We start from the raw sequence: 20,908 nt of genomic DNA, 5'->3' as shown, positions 1-20,908 counted from the left end.
GGGTGTCCGCCCGCAGCGGCGGGCGTCAAGACACGGCGCCTCCAGCCCGACAGCAACCGCCCGACCGAGGACGGACACCCCCCGGCACGGCCCCGACCCACCACCCACCCGCAGGCGCTACGCGAACCCCCACCCAACCGCACAGGCCGCCGCAGGCATCAACGCGCACCCCCACCCAGCCCCCGCAGGCCGCCACACCCACCCCGGCCCAACCGCCGGAGGCAACGCGCGGGTATTTCACCCCACCCGCGCGCGTGCCCCCTGGCAGCCCACCCCCGCTCCCTAGCATCGGCCCCATGCCCACCCCCACCCCCACCTCCCCCCTCCACACCTGGTGGTCGCAACGTCCCCCCGCAGCCGGTGCCGCCGTCATGGCAACCGGCATCCTGTCGGTGGCCCTGCACCAGACGGGCTACGAAACCCTGTCCCGGATCGCCCTCGCCCTGGCCTGCGCAGCCTGGCTGGCCCTGGCCCTCGACTTCCTCGCACGGCTTCTGTGGGACCGCGACAGGTGGGTGAAAGAGGCAGCGACCCCGGCCGCTCTGACGGCCATCGCCGCGACGACCGTTCTGGGCACCCGTTTCACCGCCCTCGGCTGGCAGCCCCTCGCCGAGGCCGCCCTGGCCCTGGCGGCCCTGCTCTGGCCGGGCCTCCTCATCGCCGTCGTACGCCACTGGCACCGCCGCATGCCCGGCGCGGTGTTCCTGGGCTGCGTGGCCACACAGGGCCTGGCCCTCCTGGGCGCGACACTCGCCGCGTCCGAGGCCACGGCATGGCTCGCCCACACGGCGCTCGTACTGTTCTGGCTCGGCCTGCTGCTCTACGTCGTCGCGCTGACCCGCTTCGACCTACGGCAAGTGGCCCACGGCCCCGGCGACCACTGGGTGGCGGGCGGCGCCCTCGCCATCTCCGCCCTCGCCGGTTCGAAGCTCATCGCCGCCGACAGCGCCCGCCTGTACCTCTGGAACGACGACGACAGCAGCGCCCTGCGCACGGTGACCGTAGCCCTGCTCGTACTCGACCTGGCCTGGTACGCCGCCCTGCTCATCGCCGAGGTCGCATGGCCACGGCTGCGCTATGACGTATGCCGCTGGGCAACCGTGTTCCCGTTGGGAATGACCGCCTCGGCGACACTCTCCGTCGCCGCCGCCGTAGACGTCCCGTGGCTCAAGACCCCCGGCGAGGTACTGCTGTGGATCGCGGTGGCGGCCTGGCTGGCGGTCACCGCAGGCGCGCTACGGGCCTACACCGGACACGGGTCCGACATCACGTCCACAACACAGCGATGAAGATGTTCGCCGTGGTCAGCAGCCCCACCACCCCGAACAGACTCTTGTCCACCGTCTCGTCGTCCCGCTTCACATAGACGAGTCCGAGGATCACGATCAGCAGCGCCAGCTTCACACCGATCTTGATGTTGTTCACGGACTGGTCGTCCGCCTGATTGAGGCCGACGAGGATCACCCCGGTGACCAGCATGGTCAGCGCGCCGTGCAGCATCGCGGGGACGAACCGGGCGGTGCCCTGGCCCATCGCCTTCATCTGGGTGAAGAAACCACCGAGCAGCGCGGCGATACCGATGATGTGCAGGCCGACGAAGAGGTGGATGAGTACGTCCATGGAGCCGGAGCCTAATGAGCGCCGAACAACCACCCGACACCGCCCCACTCAACGCACTCCACCCACCCCGTACCGATCCCACTCCTACCGACCCCATCCCCTCCCGCTCCTCCCCCTCCTCCCGACCCTCACCCCCCTACCGCGCTTGCATATATGCGGCCCATAGCACCCCGCCACCCCCGCGACGCCTGAAAACGCCACATCGGTCAGCACACTGCGTGAACACGACGTCCCCGCCCCGGGATCACGCTCACTTACGGTCATCTCGCGATCCGCTCCCGGCACTTCCGCACAAGGCGTTACCGACCCGACACAGCGAGGTTTAGCGTCCTCCACCAGGTGACCGGCTCCCCACCGCCGCCCGGGCCAGGGGCGGCAGTCGGCCACCACCGCCGAGAAAGTCCGGCGGCGGCTCGCTCCCCCTGTGTGGGCCGTCGCCGGACGCGTACCCCGCCCCCGGGCGTCCCACGGCCGCTTCCCCAGGCGCCCGTACGGGACGAGGCGGTCGTAGGCGGTCGTAGGCGGTTGTACGAAAGGACGTGCAGTCCACGTGGCAGCGCACCGCAAGCCCCGTCAGCGCTCGGTCGGCGGCAACACGGCCCGCACGGCATGGACGATCGCCCTGGCGGGCGCGGCGACGGCGACGGGGTTCGACGGGACCGGACACGCCGAGCCGCAGCTGACACCGGAGCAGGTCAAGGCCAAGGTGGACAAGCTGTACCAGGAGGCGGAGGTCGCCACCGAGAAGTACAACGGCGCGAAGGAGAAGGCGGACGCCGCCGAGCGGCGGATCAGGACACTGCAAGACGAGGCCGCACGCAAGACGGAGAAGCTCAACTCGGCGCGGGAAGCGCTGGGTTCGATGGCCGCGGCGCAGTACCGCGACGGCGGCGTCGACCCGTCCCTCCAGCTCGCGCTCTCCGACGACCCCGACCGGTACCTCGACGGAGCGGAGTTCGCCGAACGCGCCGGCAACCGGCAGGCGGCGTCCGTCGCGAGCGTCCGCGAGCAACTGCGCGAGATCGAGCAGCTGCGCGGAGCCGCACGCGTCGAACTGACCTCGCTGCAGTCCCGCCGGGCAGAACTGCGACGGCACAAGAACACGATCACCGGCAAGCTGGACGCGGCCCGCGGCCTGCTCGCCCGACTGACCGCCGAGGAGCGGGCCCGGCTCGGGGCGGGCACAGGCGCCACGGACCGCGCCGCACGCTCCTCGACGGGCACACGCGACGCCCTGACGCCCTCCGGCGCCGCCACGGCGCAGGCCCCCAACTCCCGTGCCGCGGCCGCCATTTCATACGCGCAAACCAAACTCGGCAGCCCCTACGTCTGGGGCGCGACCGGTCCGGACGCCTTCGACTGCTCCGGCCTCACCCAGGCCGCCTACCGCTCGGCCGGCATCTCCCTGCCCCGCACGACCTACGCCCAGATCGACGCCGGCCGCCGTGTCTCGCGCGCCGAACTGCTCCCGGGCGACCTGGTGTTCTTCTACTCCGGCATCAGCCACGTGGGTCTCTACATCGGCAACGGCCAGATGATCCACGCCCCGAACCCGTCGGCACCGGTCCGGGTGGCCCCGCTCGACGAGATGCCGTTCGCGGGGGCCACTCGGATCGTGTGAGCGAGCGAGCCGGGCCGGGAACGCCGGCCCGGGGCCGGGCTCACACCAGGCGCCGTGCCGTCGCCCACCTCGTCAGCTCATGCCGGTTGGACAACTGGAGCTTCCTCAGCACCGCCGACACATGAGACTCGACCGTCTTGACCGAGATGAACAGCTGCTTGGCGATCTCCTTGTACGCGTAGCCCCGCGCGATCAGCCGCAACACCTCCCGCTCGCGCTGGGTCAGCCGGTCGAGGTCCTCGTCGACCGGCGGCGCGTCCGTCGACGCAAAGGCATCCAGCACGAACCCGGCAAGGCGCGGCGAGAAGACCGCGTCGCCCTCCTGTACCCGGAAGACGGAGTCGACCAGATCGGTGCCGGTGATCGTCTTCGTCACGTAGCCGCGCGCACCACCCCGGATCACCCCGATCACGTCCTCCGCCGCGTCCGAGACGGACAGCGCGAGGAAGCGGACGGGCTGCTCGGCGGCCGCCATCAACGGGGCGCAGCGGCGCAGGACTTCGACGCCGCCGCCACCGGGGAGGTGCACGTCGAGGAGGACGACCTCGGGACGGGTCGCGGTGATGACCGTGACCGCCTGGTCGACGTCCGCGGCCTCGCCGACGACCTCGACGCCGGTCTGCTCGGTGCGGCCTATCTCGGCCTGGACTCCGGTACGGAACATGCGGTGGTCGTCGACGAGGACCACGCGCACGTGCCGCTCGCCCGCGCTCCCGCCGGTCGACTCCACAGGCTCGTTGGCCTCGGTCGGGTCGCTCATGACGTCTTCTCCGCCCTCTCCATCTCCAGCTCGACCTCCGTACCGCCGCCGGGTACCGCCCTCAGCCGGGCCGTACCGCCGTTGCGCTCCATGCGGCCGATGATCGATTCTCTGACGCCCATGCGGTCGGCGGGTATCGAGTCGAGGTCGAAGCCCGGACCGCGGTCCCGGACGGACACAAAGACGGTCTTCCCCTCCACCTCGGCGTAGACCTGCACGGCGCCGCCCTCGCCACCGTACTTCGCGGCGTTCACCATCGCCTCGCGCGCGGCCTGCATCTGTGCGCCGATTTTCTCGTCGAGCGGGCAGTCTCCGACGACCACGACCTCTATCGGGACGCCGTGCTTGTCCTCCACCTCCGCCGCGTTGCGCCGGACCGCGTCGGCGAGGTTGGCGGGTTCGTCGGCCTCGTCCTTGCCGGTGCCCTCGGGTTTGTAGAGCCAGGTGCGCAGGTCGCGCTCCTGGGCGCGGGCGAGGCGACGGACCTCGTTCGCGTTCTCCGCGTTGCGCTGGATCAGGGTCAGGGTGTGCAGCACCGAGTCGTGGACGTGCGCGGCGACCTCGGCGCGCTCCTGTGCGCGGATGCGCATCAGACGTTCCTCGGAGAGGTCCTGGGTCATCCGGACCAGGTACGGGCCCGCAAGGAGCGTTATACCGACGAGGACCGCCAGTGCCGCCTGCAGGACGGAGCCGAGGTGATCGGCGGAGCCCTGCAGGACGAAGATGCCGGAGACGCCGGCCGTGACCAGGACGACACCGCCCGCGGCGCGCAGCAGGGTGAGCGTGCGCCGACGCCGGCCGGCCTCCATCCAGCGGGCCCGCCGCGCGTTGTCCGCCTGTCGCCAGACCAGGGCGACACCCGCGCCGACGAGTACGGCGGGCAGGAGGTAGGCCTTGGCGCCGTTTCCCAGGTCCACGCTGCCGACGAAGACCATCGCCACCACGACCATGAGGAGCAGCGCGACGATCTGCCCCTTGTCCGGCTTGCGGGCGACGAGTCTGCGGCGACCGTCGGCCGCGGTCTCGGTGGTGAAGGGAGAGGGCCGCTGCGCGCCGACGCCGCCGACGCCGAGCGGTACGAAGAACCAGAACGCGGCATACAGCAGCGCGCCGAGGCCGTCCGCCATGAACAGGCCGACGAAGACGAGCCGCACCCAGATGACAGGCAGGCCGAGATGCCCGGCGAGCCCCCGCGCCACGCCCCCGAGCCAGCGTCCGTCGCTGCTGCGGTAGAGCTTGCGCGGCGGCCGCGGTCCGAGGAGTGGCGCTGCTGCGGCTTCCGGCATGCCATCGATGTTCACACGGCCGGAGCAGCAGGGCATCAGGGTCGACCCCCGAGACTCCCCTGATCTTCGAACCCCGTCGCGTCGAACACTTCCCCAGACCGCCCTCAGGGACCGATATCAGGGTCCGGCCAGGGTCATTCCGACTCCCGCCAAGCCGATCCGCCCGTCACCATGGACACATGACAGATCACCAGCCCGCCGCGGACTCCGTGCCCGAGCCGGACGCCGTGCCCACCACGGGCACCCCGTCCGGCCCGGCACCCGCGAGCGCCGCGGGTGCGGAACCGCGCGCGCACGCGGGCGCAGAAGCAGGGGTGTCCGCCGAAGCGGGTGCGCTCGGCCCGCCGCGCAAGTTCCGGCGTGACCGACGGTACAAGATGCTGGCCGGGGTGTGCGCCGGGCTCGGGCGGCAGTGCGACATGGACCCGGTGATCTTCCGGATCACCCTCGCCGTGCTCTCCGCGACCGGCGGCATCGGCCTGATCTTCTACGGCTTCGCCTGGCTCTTCGTCCCGTACGACGACGAGGACCAGAACGAGGTGCGCAAGCTGCTGACCGGCCGTGTGGACGGCCAGGCGCTGACGGCAGTGCTGTTCGCGCTGGTCGGCTGCGGCGTGTTCCTGACGCTGCTGAAGAACGGCGGTGTGCTGGCCTTCGGCGTCGTCCTCTCCCTCCTCCTCGCGGGCGCCGGCTACTGGTCGCGGCACCGCACCACCCCCGACCCGGATCCCCTCGCCGCCCAGGCCGTCGCCGACGCCCCACCCGAGGCCCAGGCACCACCGGTCCCCGCCGCCTACCCCTCTTGGTGGCGCGACCCGATCGTCAAGGACGGCACGCACGACGGCGGCACGGGCTATCTCTGGGGCCCGCGCGACTCCCGCGACCGCGACATCGCAGCGGCCGTCAACATCAGCCTCGGCACCACCTGGAACAGCCGCCAGGACATACGCACCCGACGCCCCCACCAGCCGAAGGCACGCGGCCCCCGCTGGATCGGCGGCTGGGTGTTCCTGCTGGCCCTGCTCGCGGGTGCCCTCGGCACCAGCGCGACCTGGGAGGACCACGCGCTCGGCACCAGCCTGCAGACCGGCCTGTCCTGCGCGCTGCTCGTCTTCGGCCTGGGCATAGCGGTCAGCGCGTTCCTGGGCCGCACAGGAGCGGGCTCCATATTCCTGGCGGTCGTCACAGCGGGCCTGCTGGCCGCCTCGGCCGCGCTACCCAAGGACATCGGCACGCACTGGATCGAGCGGAACTGGCGACCGGCGGCCGTGGCGGACGTACAGCCCCGGTACGACCTCGGCACCGGCGTCGGCACAGTGGACCTGTCCCGGTTGAAGCTCACCGGGGACCAGACGGTGACGACGAGAGCGGACGTGGGCGTGGGCCGACTCAAAGTGATCGTCCCCAAGGACGTGACCGTGGAGGTGAGCATCGACGTGGGGGTGGGAGACATCCAGCTGCCGGGCGACGACGAGCAAGACGTGGACGTGGCACCGGGCAAGCACAAGGAGCTGACCCTGACACCGGCCACGGGCACCAAGGGTGTGGGCACGCTGGACCTCGACCTCAGCGTCGGCGTGGGACAGGCGGAGGTGAGCCGTGCTACGTCATGAGTTCCAGCCCGGCAGGCTGATCGCCGGCACTGCCCTCACCCTCGCGGGCATCATCTACGCCGGTGACGCGGGCGGCGCCTGGGAGACGCCGTGGTTCGTGGTGATCCCGCTGGTCGTGGGCGGCCTGTGCCTGGCAGGCGCGGCAGCGGTCCTGACGTGGGCGATACGCAGACGCCGCCGATCGCCCGGTGAATCCACCCCCACTCCCCCGGAGCCCCAGACCGACGCGCACCCCTGACCCGCGGGCCGGCTCCCGGCACGCACCAGCAGCAGCAGCCCAGCCGACCAGACCGGAGCTACCGGTAGCCCCCCGTCCGCTGCCGTCGCCGCGCGCGAAGTGCGGCGTCCAGGGACAACATGGGGGCGCCCGCAAGCACGAGGGGCAGCCAGGCCATCAAATAGGCCAGGTCATTGCCGTAGTAGTACGGCTCGGAGGCCCAGCTCACCGTCAACCACAGACTCAGCGAGATCAGTGCACCGCCGAGTGCCGCCACCCGGGCGAGCAGCCCGACCAGGATGCCGATACCGACGGCGAGCTCGCCGAAGGCGATGGCATAGCCGAAAGCGACGGGGTTCTTCAGCGCCATGTCGACCATGGCCGGGATGGCCGCGGAGTCACGAACGGCACGCATCATGTCGCCGATGGACCCCGAGCCGGCGTCCTTCATGAAGCCGCTGTCGGTGAGTTTGTCCAGGCCGGCGTAGATGAAGGTGACGCCGAGGAAGACGCGGAGCGGCAGTAGTGCGTACCGGCCGGCGGTGTCCCGCCAGTTCCGGTCGCCGTCGAGGTAAGGGGAGTGCGTGCCCGTGTGCATACCGTGAGTCATCGCCCGTAGCCGCCTCTCGCCCACCATGCCGTGACCCCTCAAGAGACCATACGTACGCAACGCCGCCGCCGCTCAACCCTGTCCCGCCCGTTTTTTCCGCCGGCCCGAGGACGGACACCCTCCGGCACGGCCCCGACCCACAACACACCCGCAGGCGTTACACGCGCACGCACCCCCCACCCGCCCCCAGCAGGCCGCCGCAGGCACCCCGCCCACCACCACACCACCCAACGGCCGGATGCACCCGTCAGTCAGTCACATCGATGCCGTACCGGTTGGTCTCCACCCCCGCCGCAGTAACCACCTGCACCTCCGCCCGCCCCGGCTCCACATCCGCCGGCACAGGCACCCTCAGCACCGCATCCGTCGGATTGCTGAACCCCCCGCTCACCGGCACCAACGGCACATGCACATGCACCGCCCCGATCCGCACCACCATCCGCGACAACCGGTCCGCCCCCTGCGCCCCGGGCGGCACGAACCCAGCCCCCCGGATCTCGATGTCGTCCCCCGTACGGATCGGCCCGTCCAGATCACCGGCCTCCCGCGCCCGCACCACAGAGAGGATCACCGGCCGACCCCCCTCCGCATACTTCCCGGCCAGGTACGTCGCCGCCGAGATCAGCACCACCACGGCCAACCCCCACGGCAGATCGGGCAACTGATCCGGCCGCCGCCCCAACCGCACCGCCGCGAACAGCAAGGCAACCCCGCCGATCACGACGTACTGGATGTCCGCGAACGTCCCCCGCCCCGCATCATCCGTCAGCAGATCCGCCGCCCGAGGCCGGTCCGCCCGCACCTTCTGCAGCCGCTGCCCGAGCACCCGCACCCCGACGACCCGCCGCACCAGCACCGCGATCGCACACACCACGGCGAGCACGGTCACCACACCGGCACCCCGGCCGAGCGCGAGACCGTCGATCAGCGCATCGCGCTCCCCGTGCCCGGACGCCGCCACCAGCCGCCCCACCAGCACCAACACGGCGTACGCCACGAACAGCACCCACGCCCCGGCCACCGCACGCGACGTGGACAGCCGGTTGTCCTCACCGATGACCGGCGCCAGCGCCCCGCCCCGCGCCCGGTGGAACCAGGACGCCGCGGTCAGCGCCCCGGCCGTGAGCAGCGCCGCCAGCAACCCGGCCGTACGCGCCGAAGTCCACCCCGCCCCGATCGCCGTGAGCGCCTGCACCAGCAGCAGCACCACGACCAGAACCCAGACCACCGACGTCGTACGCCACCACAGTCGCGCCAGCCACGCCTCGCCCTCGGCCCGCCCTCGTTCGGCGACCAGTTCCGCCGACTGCGTCAGCTCCTCGGAGACCCACTGCCGGGAGGCCGAGGCCGAGTGGGCCACCGCGGCCGGCAGCCCCTGCCCGGCCGCGAACTCGTCCCGCCTCAGCAGGAATTCGGCGACCGCCCGCCGATGCCCCGCACGCGCCCCGTGCGGACAGCCCCCACAGGTGCAGCCGCCCCCATGCGCGCCCACAGCCGCGCCGCCCTGCCCAGCCTCCTGCACCGCCACGCCCGATGCCCGCCTTCCGTACAACGCTCACGACCTGGTACCCCAGCGGCCAGATGGCCTCATAGCCCTATTGCCTCACGGCCCTATTGCCTCATGGCCTTATAGCCGCACGACCCCACGGCCGGCACCCGGGTCTCACATACCGGCCACCGCAGATTGCGGCCACCGTCCACGCCACCTACAACTCCCGTACAACGACAGCGAATTGTGCCGTACGCCACCCGCCCCCATCCCGCAGGTCCGGTCGGCGCGGGTGATGAGAGGGCCGTCGTGTTGACCCGGCTGCGAGAATTTCCCCATGGCCGAGATCATCCAGCGCGACGGGACCTGGGCCTTCGACGGCACAACGGTCCGGATCACGCCGGGACTCCACCGCTCCGTACCGCTGTTCCGGCAGACGTACGGGGAGATCGCCGTTCCCCTCGAAGCCGTCGCGAGCATCGTCTTCGAGCCCGAACGCAAACGCGGACGACTGCGCATGCGGCTGCGTGAGGGCGCCGACCCGCTGCTCCAGGCGAGCGGCGGCCGGCTGCCCGACCCGGCGGATCCGTACCGGCTGACGGTGGACCTCGACCGAGCCGGGGTCGCCGAGTACATCGCCGAGGAGATCCGGCACGCACTGCTCCTGGACCAGATCCCCAAGGAACCGACGAAGACGTATCTTCTCCCCGGCCCGCCCGTCCCCGTCTCCGTCCGCTCCTCCGACGGCACGGTCTCCTTCGACGGCACCCAGGTGCGGATCGACTGGTCCGACACCTCGGACCGGGTCAAACGGGCGACCGGCCCGCGCATCATCAACATCGGCGACCTCGTGCAGGTCGAGTGGCTGCCCAACTCCGGCTACGAGGACGGCTTCCTGCGCTTCGTGACCCGCGAGACGGTGTTCTCCCAACTGCCGGCGGAGAAGGACCCGTACGCCCTGGACCTGTGGGGCAGCGCCCGTCGCGACCTGCTCACGGCCCTGGTCGCCACCGCGGTCACCGCCCGCCTGCCACACCCGTCCACCCGCCCCGGCATCGACCACGCCGACCGCCCCCAGCTGGCGGCGTCCGTGCCACCCCCGGCCGACCACCACGACGTACTGCTGCGCCGCCTGCGGGAGTTGGGCGAGCTGCACCGGGACGGGGTGCTCACGGACGAGGAGTTCGCGATGACGAAGGCGGTCGTCCTCCGGGGCTTCTGACCCCCCGCCCGCTCATCCTCTCGTCCCACTCAGCCCGCTCAGCCCTCCTGGCCCCCCCTCAGCCCTCCCGGCCCCCTCAGCCCTCCCGGCCCTCCCGGCCCTCCCGGCCCTCAGGTCAGCAGATCCGGCTGGCTCCGGCTGACGTCCTGCCACAACGGCTGATAGTTGATCCACGCCACCAGATCCCCGCCCAACTGCTCCCGCGTGGCCTCCGCCTGCCGATGCTCGATGAGCACCGGACGCCCCGCGGCCTTCGCGGTCAGCTGTACCTGGCAGGACCGCTCCATCGACAGAAACCACCAGGCCGCCGCGTCCACCGAGTCACCGACGGTCAGCAACCCGTGGTTGCGCAGCACGAGCGCCTTGCGTGAGCCGAGCGCGGTCGCGATCCGGCGGCCTTCCAGGGCGTCGACAGCGACCCCCGAGTAGGCGTCGTAGAGCGCGTGGTCCTCGTAGAAGGCGCAGCTCTCCTGCGTGATCGGGTCCAGCAGTTCCCCCAGTGCCGCGAGCGCCCGCCCGTGTACCGAGTGGCAATGGGCGACCGCGACGACGTCCGGGCGGGCGGCGTGGACCTGGGAGTGCACGGTGAAGGCCGCCTGGTTCACGTGGTAGCGGCCCTCGATCACCTGGCCCTCGGAGTTGGCGAGCACCAGATCGCTGACGGTGACGTGCTTGAACGGCATCCCGAACGGGTTCACCCAGAAGCAGTCGCTGAACTCGGGATCGCGCGCCGTGATGTGCCCCGAGACCCCGTCCTCGAAGCCGAGCCGCCCGAAGATCCGCAGCGCGCCCGCGAGCCGTTCCTTGCGATGCCGGCGCTCGTCCTCGACCGACTCGTGCATCGGTGGCATCGCGAACTGCAACCGGTCGGTCGGCAGCGGCGAGGGCGGAGTGGGTCCGAGGGGCGTCCCGTGCATGTGTCCTCCCGGCCTGGGGTGCTTACGGGGCGGAAGTTACCGTCGGTCAGCCAAGGAGAACAGAGATGTTCTGTAAAGATCCCGGCCTCGTCACGGCCTCCTCACGTCCCCCGGGGTCGCGGAAACCAGACAGCAGATGTCCGGTATCGGCGCCACACTCGCCGTATGACAGTGAACTGGGCAGCCTTCACGGAGGCCGAACCGGACCTCGCCCGCACCATCGAGGAGCGCTTCGGCGCCTTCACCCACCACGTCCTCGCCACCCTCCGCAAGGACGGCTCCCCCCGCACCACCGGCCTGGAGGCCCGCTTCCTGGGCGGCGAGCTGTGGCTCGGCATGATGCCGAACTCGCTCAAAGCGCTCGACCTGCGCCGCGACCCGCGCTTCGCGCTCCAGGCGAACCCCGGGGAGGGGCAGTCCATGGGCGGCGGTGACGTGCGGATCTCCGGGCGGGCGGTCGAGGTCGAGGACCCGGAGGTGAAGGCCGCATACGGCGAAGAGGTGGAACCGCCGGAGCCGTTCCACCTCTTTCGTACCGAGCTGACCGAGGTCGTGCGGACCTACGTCGAGGACGACAAGTACCTCGTCGTCCAGGTCTGGCAGCCCGGCGAGCCCGTGCGCACGATCAAGCGCACCTAGGGCCTACTTCCGCCTACCGCTACTCCCACTCGATCGTGCCCGGCGGCTTCGACGTCACGTCGAGGACGACGCGGTTGACGTCCTTGACCTCGTTGGTGATCCGGGTCGAGATCCGCGCGAGGACCTCGTACGGCAGCCGCGACCAGTCGGCGGTCATGGCGTCCTCGGACGAGACGGGCCGCAGCACGATCGGGTGGCCGTACGTCCGCCCGTCACCCTGCACACCCACGCTGCGGACGTCCGCGAGCAGGACCACCGGGCACTGCCAGATGTCCCGGTCGAGACCGGCCGCCGTGAGCTCCTCGCGGGCGATGGCGTCGGCCTCGCGCAGCAGGTCCAGGCGCTCCTTGGTGACCTCGCCGACGATACGGATGCCGAGGCCGGGGCCCGGGAACGGCTGGCGCTGGACGATCTCGTCCGGCAGGCCGAGCTCCTGGCCGACCATCCGGACCTCGTCCTTGAACAGCTTGCGCAGCGGCTCGATCAGCTTGAATTCGAGGTCTTCCGGCAGGCCGCCGACGTTGTGGTGGGACTTGATGTTCGCGGTGCCGGTGCCGCCACCGGACTCGACCACGTCGGGGTACAGGGTGCCCTGGACGAGGAACTCCACGGCCGGGCCCTCGTCCGCGATGATCTCGGCCTGGGCTTGCTCGAAGACCCGGATGAACTCACGGCCGATGATCTTCCGCTTCTCCTCGGGGTCGCTGACCCCGGCGAGCGCATTGAGGAACCGCTCCTCCGCGTCCACGACCTTCAGCTGTACGCCGGTCGCGGCCACGAAGTCCTTCTCGACCTGCTCGGTCTCGCCCTTGCGCATCAGACCGTGGTCGACGTACACGCAGGTCAGCTGGGAGCCGATGGCCTTCTGCACCAGGGCCGCCGCGACGGCGGAGTCCACGCCGCCGGACAGACCGCAGATGGCGCGCCTGTCGCCGACCTGCTCGCGGATGGCCGCGACCTGCTCCTCGATGACGTTGCCCGTGGTCCAGTTCGGGGTCAGGCCCGCGCCGCGGTACAGGAAGTGCTCCAGCACCTGCTGGCCGTGCGTGGAGTGCATGACCTCGGGGTGGTACTGGACGCCGTACAGCTTCGCCTCGTCGTTCTCGAAGGCGGCGACCGGGACGACGTCCGTCGAGGCCGTCACGGAGAAGCCCTCGGGGGCGGCGGAGCAGGCGTCGCCGTGCGACATCCACACGTGCTGCTCGGCCGGGGTGCCCTCGAAGAGGGTGGAGGACGACTTCGACACGTGCAGATCCGTACGGCCGTACTCGCGCGCACCGGTGTTGTCGACCCTCCCGCCCAGGCTCTGCGCCATGAGCTGGAAGCCGTAGCACATGCCGAAGACGGGGACGCCGGCCTCGAAGAGCGCGCGGTCGATGCGGGGGGCGCCCTCCTCGTACACGGACGAGGGGCCGCCGGAGAGGATGATCGCCGCCGGGTTCTTGGCGAGCATCTCGGCGACCGGCATGGTGCTCGGCACGATCTCGCTGTAGACCCGGGCCTCGCGGACGCGACGGGCGATGAGCTGGGCGTACTGCGCACCGAAGTCGACGACCAGAACGGTGTCGGGGGCGGCTGCGGGGTTCGCTGATGACACGGGTTGCCTTCCGGCGGTGAGCGAGGTGTGTGTGAGGCCGAGTCTACCGGGCTCGGCGGGAGCCTCCCGGGGCCGAAGCCCGTCTCAGGATGCGAACCGCCTTGGACAGCGCTCTGCCCCACGGCATACTGACCCCATGCGCACGCACACGACCTTCCTCTTTACCTATGGCACCCGGCCCGCCGGCTGCCATGGTCGTGCTGCTTGAGCAACTGACAAGCGACTTCCCAGGCGCCCCGGGCCGACAGGCTCCGGGGCGTCTTGCGTTTCCGGGTCCTGTCGCTCCGGGGCGGCCCACCCATCCAGCGAGGAGCCCCCGAGATGACCACCACCTCCGCAGAGACCCGGACATCGGCAGCCGGCGCTGCGAGCGGCGCACACACCGCCGAGGCCGCCGGCGTGATCACCGGCGCCCGTGAACGCGTCGACGCGCTCGACGACCGGATCATCGGCCTGATCCAGGAACGGATGGCCGTCTCGGCCGTCATCCAGGAGGCGCGGATCACCTCCGGCGGACGACGGGTGAACCTCTCCCGCGAGATGGAGATCCTCAACCACTACAGCGAGGCGCTGGGCAAGCCGGGCACGGCGCTCGCCATGACGCTCCTCGAACTGTGTCGCGGTCGCATCTGAGTTCGGGCCCCCTCTCACCCGTCCGGTGCGTGACGCCTTCCGGACCCCTTCGTTGGTACCGGTGTCCGTGCCAGCCAGGGGCGGGCCCGAAAGAACCACGCGTGGCTCGCTGGAGCGATGAGGCGTACGGATCATCCCGTGCACCGTGGGACCTCGCTCCAGGTAAGTGACCGGACGGCAGGGGACAGCAGCCCGGTCACCAAAGAGAACGGTCGGCTCCGGGGACGCCCGGGGCCGACCGGCGGAAATACCGAACGGAGTACAGGGCCGGGTCGAGCGGTTGCGGCGGTCGCGCCCATCCAGCACGATGCGAGAAAGCTCCAAGTCCCGTCTCCGACAGCTGCATCTTGTTCGTCCTGCCAGAGGTCGGGACCAACGGGATCACAGGACCACAGACCAGCGGCGCACCCCCCGGCGCCGCTCCGCAGGCACCGACGCTGCCCTGACGTCGGTGCTGACGAAAGAAGGGCCCCGCGGCTCCGCCCTGCGGGGCCCTTCTCATGTCTGCGTCGTCATGTGCGTGAGACGGTTCCGCAGTCGCCCTCGGACCGCCCCCGCTCCAGCCCCCTGCTGCGGTCGTACGGGTCGACCACCTCGCCGGAGGACCCGGGACTGGCGGCCAGATCGTCCTGGAACAGCGGCTGGATGAGACCGTCGCCGTCCCGGCAGTTGTCGTTGGAGATCTCACCGTCGAGGTCGTACACCCAGATGCGCCCCTCGGTTCCCTGGAATTCGGCGGGATCGAGGACGTGCACCTCGACGACCCGGCGGACGATCGTGCGGACGACCTCGTTTCCGCCGCCGGCCCTGGCCAGCGGATACACGAAGGTGTAGTCGGCTCGGATCCGCGCCTGGCCGGCGAGGTCACCGGGTTCGACCGTCATACGGCCGCGGACCCTGACCTCGGTGCCCACGAGTTCGACCTTGTCGGGGTCGAAGCGGGTGAAGATCCACGTGGGGTCGTTCTTCACCGTGGGGTGGCGCAGGGCGGACCGCAGGTCGGACAGGTAGTCCCTCTGCAGCGGGTCGACGAGCGCCAGCGCCTTCTTCGGTTCGGCGCCGTACAGCACGTCGCGGTCGAGGTTCGAGGCGACGAGGAAGTCCTTGGTCAGCCCCAGCGCCGTCGTGATCCGCGCGGCGGAGACTCCGCGGACGGCCTTCGACACCTTCGGCACTTCGATGGCATCGGCACCCGCGGCCCAGCGTTCGGCCGGGGAGCCGGTGAAGGGCCGCTTCCGCGTCGGCAGACCGTCGGCGTCGGCGGGCGCGCCGCTCGGCCGGCTCGTCTCCGGGGCCAGCGGCGACGCCGGAGCGGGCGCCCCCGCCGAGTCGTCCGAACCGCCGGGCAACAAGGACAGCGCGGCGGAGGGCTTGAGGGCGATCACGGCCACCGCGACGGCGAGCAGCACGCCGAGGCCGCTCCAGACCTTCCGCCGGCGTGAGTTCCGACCGTTCATCTCCTGCCAGGCGGGCCCGGTACGCCACCCTTCGGGCTGCCGGGGCTCGGCGGACGCCTTCTTCCTCCCCCAGCGGCGTCCGGCGCGCGACTTGCGTGCCTCCGCCTCGTCCAGCGCGCGCAGCCGTTCGGCCACCATCCGGGCCCGCGCGGACGGCTCCTTCGGGGCGGAGGCACGATCGCGCTCGGCGTCCTGGATGAACTTCTCCCATGCTTCGTCCGATATGGACGAGCCCTCGGACGGCTTGTCGGTCACGGCGGTGTGGGCTTCCTCTCAGCGGGATGTAGGCCGGCTGAGCGTACGTCAGCTCCGGGCCGCCGAGCAGAGGCCCCCAGGATGTGACGCAGGCCACATAAGAAACCTGTTAGTGCGGGCACAACCATTCACCGCCGTCACCGATCAAACCCTGCGTATCAAGAGCCACACCCGCGCCCCACACGCGGAAGCCTTCCTGCCATACGCGTGTTGCGAGGTCGCAGCACTCCGGACTTTCGAGGTCTTCATGAAGCTTCGCCGTGCCCTGGCCGCCGCAGCCACGACGGCTGTCATAGCGCCGATCGCACTGCTGTCCGCGCCGGCCGCGTTCGCCACGGACGAGACCCCGACGCCGACCGTGTCGGAGAGCACGCCGGCTGCCGAGGAGCCGACGCCCACCGAGGTCGAGACCACGCCGGCCACCGAGGAGCCGACGCCCACCGAGGACGAGACCACACCCGCCACCGAAGAGCCGACGCCCACCGAGGACGAGACCACACCCGCCACCGAAGAGCCGACGCCCACCGAAGAGCCCACGACCTCCGCCTCCCCGTCGCCGAGCGCCAGCGAGAGCGCTCCCGAGGAGATCGACTACTGCGAGGACGCGGACGAGGAGTCCATCGGCCTCAGCGAGGAACTGCACAGCGGTCTGTCGGGTCTGCCCGAGACGATCGTCGCCGGCAGCGGCTGGACCACCTTCTCGTTCGACGTCTCCAACTCCGGTGACCAGGACATCAAGAACATCAAGCCGCTGATCGGCGTCGCAGCGCTCGGCTGGGACGACGTCGACTACTCCGGCCAGATCAAGGTCCAGGTCTTCAACAAGGAGACCGGCAGCTGGCAGACCCTCGCGGACGCCGCCGGCGAGGGTGCGACGTTCACCGCGTTCGCGCTCGACGCCGGCCAGTCCACCTCGTTCAAGCTGCGGCTGAACGTCAGCGGCAAGGTGCCGGACTCCATCGGCATCACCGGCGGCTTCGCCACGTACTCGGACGCGGACGGCTGCTGGATCGCCGACGACCCGAACGGCTGGATCTACTTCTTCGACATCCTCGCCGCCGGCTCCGACCCGGGTGACCCGGGCGACGCCAAGCCGCAGACCGGTGGCCAGGACCAGATCTCCGACGTCAACGAGGTCGACGTCGACGGCGCGCTCGCCGAGACCGGCTCCAGCTCCAACCTCCCGGTCATCGGCACCATCGGTGGCATCGCCATCGTCGCCGGTGCGGGCGTCGTGTTCGCGATGAGGCGTCGCCGGAGCGGTGCCGAGGCGTAAGTCTCACCAAGCTCCGCCTGAAGCTCTACGCAAGACAGAGAAGGACCTGCGCTCGGAGGGGGGTGCAGGTCCTTCTCTGTTTTCTCTTCTGTCGCTTTACTTCTGTCGCTTTGCTTCTGTCGTTGCCCGCTACTTCTTCGGCGGCACCGCCGGCATCCCCAGGAACGGCAACCGCAACGCCCCGAACGCCTCCGCCGGGACCGCCGGTGACTGCGGCTCGACCGGCTTCAGGCGTTCGTACGCCGCCCCCTGCGCCGGGCGCGGGTCGGCCTCGCCGACGTTGGGCCAGTACGACATCGCCCGCTCGGCCTGTGCGGTGATCGTCAGGGACGGGTTCACGCCGAGGTTGGCCGAGACCGCGGCCCCGTCGACGACCGAGATGCCGGGGTGGCCGTACAACCGGTGGTAGGGGTCGATCACGCCGGTCTCGGGCGAGTCGCCGATCGGGCAGCCGCCGAGGAAGTGGGCGGTGAGCGGGGTTCCCATCAGCTCGCCGACGTTGGAGCCGGCGAAGCCGTTGATGTCGGCAGCGATCACCGACGCGGCCTCCGACGCGGCCTTGATCTGCTTGGGGTTGGGCGAGCCATGGCCCTGGCGTGCCGTCAGCAGGCCCTTGCCCACGCCGTCCGGCTTCAGGTACGTCGTCAGCGAGTTGTCCAGCGACTGCATCACCAGGCCGATGATGGTCCGTTCCGACCAGCGGCGGTTGGAGAGGGAACGCAGGACCAGCATCGGGTGCCGGGCCGCGTTGCGGACCCAGGCGGCGACACGCGAGGAGCCCTGCGCGTACGGGACCTGCAGGATCGACAGGCCGCCCATCGAGTTGGAGCCCTTGCCGTAGCGGACCGGCTCGATGTGGGTGTTGGCGTCCGGGTGGATGGACGAGGTGATGGCGACTCCGCGGGTGAAGTCGACCTTCGGCTCGCCCGTCACCTTGCGGTAGCGCCGGTTGTCGGTCTGCGCGCCGACCAGCGCCTCCGAGTTGGTGCGGGTCAGCTCGCCCAGCTTGGACGACAGGTAGGGCAGTTGGCCGCCCGCCTTCATGCGGTGCAGGAGGGTCTGGGTGCCGTACGTACCCGCCGCGATCACCACCCGGCGGGCCTTGAACAGCCTGTCCTCGCCCTTCTTCCCGCGGTCGGTCGGCAGGGTCGCCACCGCGTAGCCGCCCTGCGAGTCGTCCGTGATGGAGACGACCGTCGTCAGGGGGTGGACGACCGCGCCCGCCTTCTCGGCCAGGTAGAGGTAGTTCTCGTTGAGGGTGTTCTTCGCGCCGTGGCGACAGCCGGTCATGCACTCGCCGCACTCCGTGCACGCCTTGCGCGCCGGGCCCGCCCCGCCGAAGTAGGGGTCGGACACCTCCTGCCCCGGCGTGGCCCGCGCCGCCCCCTCGGCGTCCTTGCCGTCGCCGAAGAAGACGCCGACCGGCGCCATGTGGAAGCTGTCGCCGACGCCCATCTTCTCGGCGGCCGCCTTCAGGTGGACGTCGGAGGGGGTCATCGTCGGGTTGAGCCGTACGCCGAGCATCCGCTGGGCCTGGTCGTAGTACGGCTTCAGCTCCTCCTGCCAGTCGGTGATGTCACGCCACTGCGGGTCGTCGAAGAAGGCCTTCGGCGGTACGTAGAGGGTGTTGGCGTAGTTGAGGGAGCCGCCGCCGACGCCCGCTCCCGCCAGCACCATGACGTTGCCCAGCAGGTGGATGCGCTGGATGCCGTACATGCCGAGCTTGGGGGCCCACAGGTAGTTCTTCAGGTCCCAGGAGTTCTTCGGGAGGCTCTCGCGGGTCCAGCGGCGGCCCGCCTCCAGGACGCCTACGCGGTAGCCCTTCTCGGTCAGGCGCAGGGCGGTGACGGATCCGCCGAAGCCCGAGCCGACGACGATGACGTCATAGTCGTACTCGTTGTCGGAGTCGGCGCCGTCGTCCTGTTTCTGGGCAGAGTTCTCCTGTGACACGTGCTCTCCTCGTTGAAAGCGGTGGTGCGGCGGTGCGGCGGGACTTTGCGGACACGACCTAGCGGAAGCGGAACGCCTTCATCAGCCGCAGGCTCCTGCTCATGAACTGCGCGTACTTCTCGTCGTCCATCCCCAGCGACGGCGCCATCGGCAGCAGCCGCTGCTGGGCGACCGTCTGGGCCTCCGTGTACTTGAGGATGCCCTCGGAGCCGTGGCGGCGGCCGAGGCCGGAGTCCTTCATGCCGCCCATGGGCGACTGGACGCTGCCGTAGGCGGGGGCGTAGCCCTCGTTGACGTTCACCGTGCCGGTGCGCAGGCGGGCGGCGACCGCGCGGCCGCGGCTGCCGTCCTTCGTCCAGACGGAGGAGTTGAGGCCGTACGGCGTGGAGTTGGCGTGCTCGATCGCCTCGTCCTCGGTCTTGAAGCGGTAGATGGAGACGACCGGGCCGAAGGTCTCCTCGGTGCAGACGGTCATCTCCGGCTCGACGTCGTCGAGGATCGTCGGCTCGAAGAAGTACGGGCCGATGTCGGGGCGGGCCGTGCCGCCGGCGACGAGCTTCGCACCCTTCGCGACGGCCTCCTCCACGTGCCGGGTGACCGTCTCCAGCTGGCGCTCGCCGACCAGGGAACCCATGTCGGCGCCGTACGCCAGGGACTTGCCCAGCCGCATCGCCTTGGTGCGGGCGGCGAATCGCTCGACGAAGGTGTCGGCGACGGACTCGTGGACGTACAGCCGCTCGATGGAGATGCAGAGTTGGCCCGCGGAGGAGAAGCAGGCGCGGACGGCGCCCGCGGCGGCCTTCTCCACGTCGGCGTCCTGAAGGACCAGCATCGCGTTCTTGCCGCCGAGTTCGAGGGAGACGCCGACCAGACGGGCGGCGGCGCCCTGGGCGACCTGGCGGCCGGTGCGGGTGGAGCCGGTGAAGGAGACGTAGTCGGCGTGCTTGACGACCTCGGGGCCGACGACCGGGCCCTCGCCGAGGACGACCTGGAAGACGTCGGTGGGCAGGCCGGCCTCGATGAGCAGGTCACGGGCCCACAGGGCGGTCAGGCAGGTCTCCGTGTCCGGCTTCATGACGACCGCGTTGCCCGCGACGAACGCCGGGAGCGCGTCGCCGACGGACAGCTCCAGGGGGTAGTTCCAGGGGGCTATCTGGCCGACGACGCCGCGCGGGTGGCGCAGTTCGGTGACACGGGTGAGCGTGGGCATGGCGCCCGCGTGCCGCTTCGGCTTGAGGTAGGCGGGGGCCTTACGGCCGTAATGGCGGGCCGCGACGGCCACGGCCTGCACCTCCTCGTGGGCGTGCAGGCGGGCCTTGCCGGTCTCCAGCTGGATGAGGTCGAGGACCTCGGCCTGGCGCTCCAGGATCAGGTCGTGGAAGCGGAGCAGGACGGCGGCACGCTGCCGCACGGGGACCTGGGCCCAGACCGCCTGGGCCGTGCGGGCCGCCTCGAAGGCCTTCTGCACGTCCTCCGGCGTGGATTCGGGCAGGTCGGCCAGCTTCTCGCCGGTGAACGGCGTGTGGTTGGCGGTACGACCGGAACCGACCACGCCCTTGGTGAGCTGGGCCACCAGCTCGGGGGTGACCACGTCGGCGGCGGTACGGGCGCCCTCCGGGGCGGGGGCGAGGGGGTTCGTGCCGGTCTTGGCCGGGGCCTGCGCGTCCGTCATGAGCCGCAGGGTATGCCGGAGCGGAGGCTTTGTGTACCCGTCGGTAACGCGGATTCACCGAGTACTCACATGCC

The 20,908-nt window shown here is 70.8% G+C and carries 18 protein-coding genes; 8 read left to right on the top strand and 10 right to left on the bottom strand.

Going from position 1 to position 20,908, the window contains the following annotated elements; translation table 11 throughout:
• The first annotated feature begins 296 nt into the window (after positions 1 to 296).
• The gene (locus tag AB5J49_RS29270) at positions 297 to 1,289 is read left to right on the top strand and encodes a tellurite resistance/C4-dicarboxylate transporter family protein (RefSeq protein WP_369171811.1); all 993 of its coding nucleotides are present in this window, start codon (positions 297 to 299) and stop codon (positions 1,287 to 1,289) included.
• Here the strand turns inward: AB5J49_RS29270 and AB5J49_RS29265 are convergent.
• Positions 1,267 to 1,620, bottom strand: coding sequence for a hypothetical protein (locus tag AB5J49_RS29265; protein ID WP_369171810.1), 354 nt, complete (start codon positions 1,618 to 1,620; stop codon positions 1,267 to 1,269). The genes AB5J49_RS29270 and AB5J49_RS29265 overlap by 23 nt on opposite strands.
• 550 nt (positions 1,621 to 2,170) lie before the next feature.
• On the opposite strand from AB5J49_RS29265, the gene AB5J49_RS29260 reads away from it, so the two are divergent.
• A complete protein-coding gene (locus AB5J49_RS29260; protein ID WP_369171809.1) occupies positions 2,171 to 3,241 on the top strand; it encodes an NlpC/P60 family protein in 1,071 nt (356 codons plus the stop codon).
• Positions 3,242 to 3,281: 40 nt separating this feature from the next.
• Here AB5J49_RS29260 and AB5J49_RS29255 read toward each other — a convergent pair whose 3' ends face one another.
• Both AB5J49_RS29255 and AB5J49_RS29250 read right to left on the bottom strand, forming a co-directional pair.
• Positions 3,282 to 4,001 (bottom strand): LuxR C-terminal-related transcriptional regulator, encoded by a 720-nt coding sequence (locus tag AB5J49_RS29255; protein WP_369171808.1) that lies wholly within the window; start codon positions 3,999 to 4,001, stop codon positions 3,282 to 3,284.
• Positions 3,998 to 5,323: a PspC domain-containing protein gene (locus tag AB5J49_RS29250; RefSeq protein WP_369171807.1), complete on the bottom strand. Its 1,326-nt coding sequence runs from the start codon at positions 5,321 to 5,323 to the stop codon at positions 3,998 to 4,000. The genes AB5J49_RS29255 and AB5J49_RS29250 overlap by 4 nt, the downstream gene beginning before the upstream one ends.
• Positions 5,324 to 5,466: 143 nt before the next feature.
• Here AB5J49_RS29250 and AB5J49_RS29245 point away from each other — a divergent pair, with 143 nt between their 5' ends.
• Entirely contained in the window at positions 5,467 to 6,900 is a 1,434-nt protein-coding gene (locus tag AB5J49_RS29245; protein WP_369171806.1) for a PspC domain-containing protein, read from the top strand.
• On the top strand, positions 6,887 to 7,138 hold the full coding sequence (locus AB5J49_RS29240; protein WP_369171804.1) for a hypothetical protein: 252 nt from the start codon (positions 6,887 to 6,889) through the stop codon (positions 7,136 to 7,138). The genes AB5J49_RS29245 and AB5J49_RS29240 overlap by 14 nt, the downstream gene beginning before the upstream one ends.
• A gap of 58 nt (positions 7,139 to 7,196) precedes the next feature.
• Here AB5J49_RS29240 and AB5J49_RS29235 read toward each other — a convergent pair whose 3' ends face one another.
• Positions 7,197 to 7,727: a DoxX family protein gene (locus AB5J49_RS29235; protein ID WP_369171803.1), complete on the bottom strand. Its 531-nt coding sequence runs from the start codon at positions 7,725 to 7,727 to the stop codon at positions 7,197 to 7,199.
• Between the two features lie 247 nt (positions 7,728 to 7,974).
• Complete coding sequence (locus AB5J49_RS29230; protein WP_369171801.1) at positions 7,975 to 9,255, bottom strand: hypothetical protein; 1,281 nt, start codon at positions 9,253 to 9,255, stop codon at positions 7,975 to 7,977.
• A gap of 298 nt (positions 9,256 to 9,553) precedes the next feature.
• On the opposite strand from AB5J49_RS29230, the gene AB5J49_RS29225 reads away from it, so the two are divergent.
• Positions 9,554 to 10,438 (top strand): DUF4429 domain-containing protein, encoded by an 885-nt coding sequence (locus AB5J49_RS29225; RefSeq protein ID WP_369171800.1) that lies wholly within the window; start codon positions 9,554 to 9,556, stop codon positions 10,436 to 10,438.
• A gap of 110 nt (positions 10,439 to 10,548) precedes the next feature.
• On the opposite strand, the gene AB5J49_RS29220 is transcribed toward AB5J49_RS29225, so the two are convergent.
• Complete coding sequence (locus tag AB5J49_RS29220; RefSeq protein WP_369171799.1) at positions 10,549 to 11,355, bottom strand: class II aldolase/adducin family protein; 807 nt, start codon at positions 11,353 to 11,355, stop codon at positions 10,549 to 10,551.
• A gap of 165 nt (positions 11,356 to 11,520) precedes the next feature.
• Between AB5J49_RS29220 and AB5J49_RS29215 the strand changes: the two genes are divergently transcribed.
• Positions 11,521 to 11,994: a pyridoxamine 5'-phosphate oxidase family protein gene (locus AB5J49_RS29215; protein ID WP_369171797.1), complete on the top strand. Its 474-nt coding sequence runs from the start codon at positions 11,521 to 11,523 to the stop codon at positions 11,992 to 11,994.
• Positions 11,995 to 12,013: 19 nt separating this feature from the next.
• On the opposite strand, the gene guaA is transcribed toward AB5J49_RS29215, so the two are convergent.
• On the bottom strand, positions 12,014 to 13,591 hold the full coding sequence (guaA, locus tag AB5J49_RS29210; RefSeq protein WP_369171796.1) for a glutamine-hydrolyzing GMP synthase: 1,578 nt from the start codon (positions 13,589 to 13,591) through the stop codon (positions 12,014 to 12,016).
• Between the two features lie 321 nt (positions 13,592 to 13,912).
• On the opposite strand from guaA, the gene AB5J49_RS29205 reads away from it, so the two are divergent.
• Positions 13,913 to 14,224 carry a chorismate mutase gene (locus tag AB5J49_RS29205; RefSeq protein WP_369171794.1) on the top strand — a complete coding sequence of 104 codons (312 nt, stop codon included), beginning with the start codon at positions 13,913 to 13,915 and terminating at the stop codon, positions 14,222 to 14,224.
• A 512-nt stretch (positions 14,225 to 14,736) separates the two neighbouring features.
• Here the strand turns inward: AB5J49_RS29205 and AB5J49_RS29200 are convergent.
• A complete protein-coding gene (locus AB5J49_RS29200; protein WP_369171793.1) occupies positions 14,737 to 15,936 on the bottom strand; it encodes a hypothetical protein in 1,200 nt (399 codons plus the stop codon).
• 247 nt (positions 15,937 to 16,183) lie between these two features.
• Between AB5J49_RS29200 and AB5J49_RS29195 the strand changes: the two genes are divergently transcribed.
• Positions 16,184 to 17,212: an LAETG motif-containing sortase-dependent surface protein gene (locus AB5J49_RS29195; protein WP_369171792.1), complete on the top strand. Its 1,029-nt coding sequence runs from the start codon at positions 16,184 to 16,186 to the stop codon at positions 17,210 to 17,212.
• 129 nt (positions 17,213 to 17,341) lie between these two features.
• Here the strand turns inward: AB5J49_RS29195 and AB5J49_RS29190 are convergent, their stop codons facing one another.
• Together AB5J49_RS29190 and AB5J49_RS29185 are read right to left on the bottom strand one after the other, a co-directional pair.
• Complete coding sequence (locus tag AB5J49_RS29190; protein WP_369171790.1) at positions 17,342 to 19,162, bottom strand: GMC oxidoreductase; 1,821 nt, start codon at positions 19,160 to 19,162, stop codon at positions 17,342 to 17,344.
• A 58-nt stretch (positions 19,163 to 19,220) separates the two neighbouring features.
• Positions 19,221 to 20,834 (bottom strand): succinic semialdehyde dehydrogenase, encoded by a 1,614-nt coding sequence (locus AB5J49_RS29185; RefSeq protein WP_369171789.1) that lies wholly within the window; start codon positions 20,832 to 20,834, stop codon positions 19,221 to 19,223.
• Positions 20,835 to 20,908: the final 74 nt, after the last annotated feature.

The organism is Streptomyces sp. R28 (assembly GCF_041052385.1).
Classification (GTDB): domain Bacteria; phylum Actinomycetota; class Actinomycetes; order Streptomycetales; family Streptomycetaceae; genus Streptomyces.
Note: the sequence above shows the minus strand (reverse complement) of the source record. Positions and strands in the feature narration are given on the sequence as shown.